The sequence below is a fragment of the Streptomyces sp. NPDC007162 genome (assembly GCF_040634175.1).
GTDB lineage: Bacteria > Actinomycetota > Actinomycetes > Streptomycetales > Streptomycetaceae > Streptomyces.
Genome location: NZ_JBEYFC010000770.1, coordinates 1 through 3,164 on the forward strand (window position 1 = coordinate 1; position 3,164 = coordinate 3,164).

At 72.8% G+C, this 3,164-nt stretch carries 2 protein-coding genes; both read left to right on the forward strand.

The annotated features are described in order from the left end of the window. Window positions 1-102: 102 nt before the first annotated feature. Window positions 103-1,473, forward strand: a complete 1,371-nt coding sequence (locus ABZ646_RS43620) for a maltokinase (protein WP_360532493.1) — start codon at window positions 103-105, stop codon at window positions 1,471-1,473. Window positions 1,474-1,490: 17 nt separating this feature from the next. Further along, window positions 1,491-3,164 (forward strand): 1,4-alpha-glucan branching enzyme (glgB, locus tag ABZ646_RS43625; RefSeq protein ID WP_360532496.1); only part of this gene is annotated, 1,674 nt, incomplete at its 3' end.

Here is a 3,164-nt window from a genome sequence, read left to right on the forward strand (position 1 = left end):
GAGGGCTCTATAGACGAGAGCCCGGGCGGGCCGGTTTCCTCCGGCCCGCCCGGGGCACGCATCAGTAACGCCCCCGACGACCCGGGGAAAGGACGTACCGCCATGGCGGAAACGGTCACCCCCTCCACATCCGCTCTCCTCGCCTCGCTCGACCCCCTGCTGCGCGAGTGGCTGCCCCGGCAGCGCTGGTTCGCGGGCAAGGGCCGCCCGGTCGCCGGTTTCTCTCCGGTGGCCGAGACCGAACTGCTGCCGCCGGACGGCAGGGTGGGCCTGTACCACCTGCTGGTCCGCGCGGAGCAGCCGCCCGTGCCCGCCGAGGCCGGCGACTGCTACCAGCTCCTCATAGGCGTGCGCCAGGCGCTCCCACCCCATCTGGCGCCCGCGCTCATCGGCCACCTGCCGGACGGCCCGCTGGCCGGGTACACGGTGTACGACGCCCTGTACGACCCCCGGCCCGCCGAGGTCCTCCTGGAGGCGCTGCGCTCCCGGGCCCGCATCGGCGGGCTGTGCTTCGAACGGGACCCCGGCCAGGAGATACGCGACGGGCTGGTGGCCCGCCTCCTGACCGCCGAGCAGTCCAACTCCTCGGTGGTCTACGGAGATACGTTCATCCTGAAGCTGCTGCGCCGGGTGGTGCCCGGTGTCAACCCCGACCTGGAGATACCCCTGGCGCTGGCCCGCGAGGGCTGCGCCCGGGTGCCCGCCCCGACCGCCTGGCTGCGCGCGGAACTGGGCGGTGAACCGTACGTCCTGGGCGTCCTGCAGCCTTTCGTGCGCGGCGCGACCGACGGCTGGGAGCTGGCGCTGCGCGAGCTGGCCAAGGGCGAGGACTTCACCGCCGAGGCGAGGGCGCTGGGCCGGGCCACCGCCGAGGTGCACACGGCGCTGGCGCACGCGCTGCCCACCGTCACCCTCGGCCACAGCCAGCTGGAGCCGCTGGTCGACGGCATGCTGGAACGCCTCGCGGCGGCCGCCCAGGCGGTCCCGGCGCTGCGGCCGTACGAGGACGGGCTGCGGTCCGCCTACACGGCGCTGGCGGACCTGGCGGCCGAGGGCCGGACCTGGACGGCCCAGCGGGTGCACGGCGATCTGCACCTGGGGCAGTGCCTGCGCTCGCCGTCCGGGGAATGGTCGCTGATCGACTTCGAGGGGGAGCCGGCCCGCCCGCTGGCCGAACGCCGGATGCCGCAGCCGCCGCTGCGGGACGTGGCCGGGATGCTGCGCTCCTTCGACTACGCGGCCCACTCGGTGACCCCGCCGGTCCCCGACTGGGCGGCCGGGTGCCGGGCCGCCTACTGCTCCGGCTACGCCGAGATCACCGGCACCGACCCGCGCACCGACCCCGTCCTGCTGCGGGCCTACGAGACCGACAAGGCCGTCTACGAGGTCGTCTACGAGGCCAGGCACCGCCCCGACTGGCTTCCCGTGCCCCTGTCGGCCGTCCGCCGCCTCGCCACCTCCGACCTGATCTGATCCCGGGAGACCCGTCCGTGACCTCCAAGAAGCCCGCACCCGTAACCCCCGACGACCGCGATCGGCTGCTGCTCGGCACGCACCACGACCCGCACTCCGTGCTGGGCGCGCACCCGGTGCCGGGCGGCGGGACGGCCGTGCGCGCGTTCCGGCCGTTCGCCCGTGCGGTGACGGTCGTCGCGGGCCGGGATCTGCGGGCCGAACTGCACGACGACGGCGACGGCTTCTTCTCCGTCCTGCTCCCCCTCACCGACGTACCGGTGTACCGGCTGCTGGTGGAGTACGACGGGACGGTCCTGGAGACCGAGGACGCGTACCGTTTCCTGCCCACGCTCGGCGACCTGGACCTGCATCTGATCGGGGAGGGCCGGCACGAGCGGCTGTGGGAGGCGCTCGGCGCGCATCCGATGATCCACCAGGGGGTGCCGGGCACCCGGTTCGCGGTGTGGGCGCCGAACGCCCGGGGGGTGCGGGTGGCCGGCGGTTTCAACTTCTGGGACGGCGCCGGGTCCCCGATGCGCTCGCTCGGCTCCTCCGGCATCTGGGAGCTGTTCGTGCCCGGGGTCGGCGAGGGCGAGCTGTACAAGTTCGACATCACCCGCCCGGACGGTTCGCGCACCCTGCGGGCCGATCCCATGGCCAGCCGCACGGAGGTACCGCCGGCCACCTCGTCGATCGTGCACGCCTCCCACCACGAGTGGACGGACGGGCAGTGGATGGCGCACCGCGCCGACACCCCCGTCCACGAGGCCCCCTTCTCCGTCTACGAGGTGCACCTGCCGTCCTGGCGCCCCGGCCTGACCTACCGCGACCTCGCGGAACAACTGCCCGCCTACGTGACCGAGCTGGGCTTCACCCACGTCGAGCTGATGCCGGTCGCCGAGCATCCCTTCGGCGGCTCCTGGGGCTACCAGGTCACCGGCTTCTACGCGCCGACGGCCCGCCTCGGCACCCCCGACGACTTCAAGTACCTGGTCGACGCGCTGCACCGGGCCGGCATCGGCGTCCTGATGGACTGGGTGCCGGCGCACTTCCCGCGGGACGACTGGGCGCTGGCGGAGTTCGACGGCCGCCCGCTGTACGAGCACTCCGATCCGCTGCGGGCCGCGCACCCCGACTGGGGCACCCTGGAGTTCGACTTCGGCCGCCGTGAGGTGCGCAACTTCCTGGTGGCGAACGCCGTGTACTGGTGCGAGGAGTTCCACATCGACGGGCTGCGGGTGGACGCGGTCGCCTCGATGCTCTACCTCGACTACTCGCGCGAGCCGGGTCAGTGGACGCCGAACGAGCACGGCGGCCGGGAGAACCTGGACGCGGTGGCGTTCCTCCAGGAGATGAACGCCACGGTCTACCGCCGCGCCCCGGGCGTCGTCACCATCGCCGAGGAGTCGACGGCCTGGGAGGGCGTCACCCGCGCCACCGACGCCGGCGGTCTCGGCTTCGGCCTGAAGTGGAACATGGGCTGGATGCACGACTCGCTGGAGTACATGGCGCACGAACCGGTGCACCGCAGGTACCACCACCACGAGATGACCTTCTCGATGGTGTACGCGTACAGCGAGAACTACGTGCTGCCCATATCCCACGACGAGGTGGTGCACGGCAAGCGTTCGCTGGTCTCGAAGATGCCGGGCGACTGGTGGCAGCAACGCGCGAGCGAACGCGCCTACCTGGGCTTCATGTGGGCCCAC

What these genes read in the sequence shown, in the direction of transcription:
- ABZ646_RS43620 (WP_360532493.1), top strand. Translation starts at nt 103, where the DNA reads ATGGCGGAAACGGTCACCCCCTCCACATCCGCTCTCCTCGCCTCGCTC.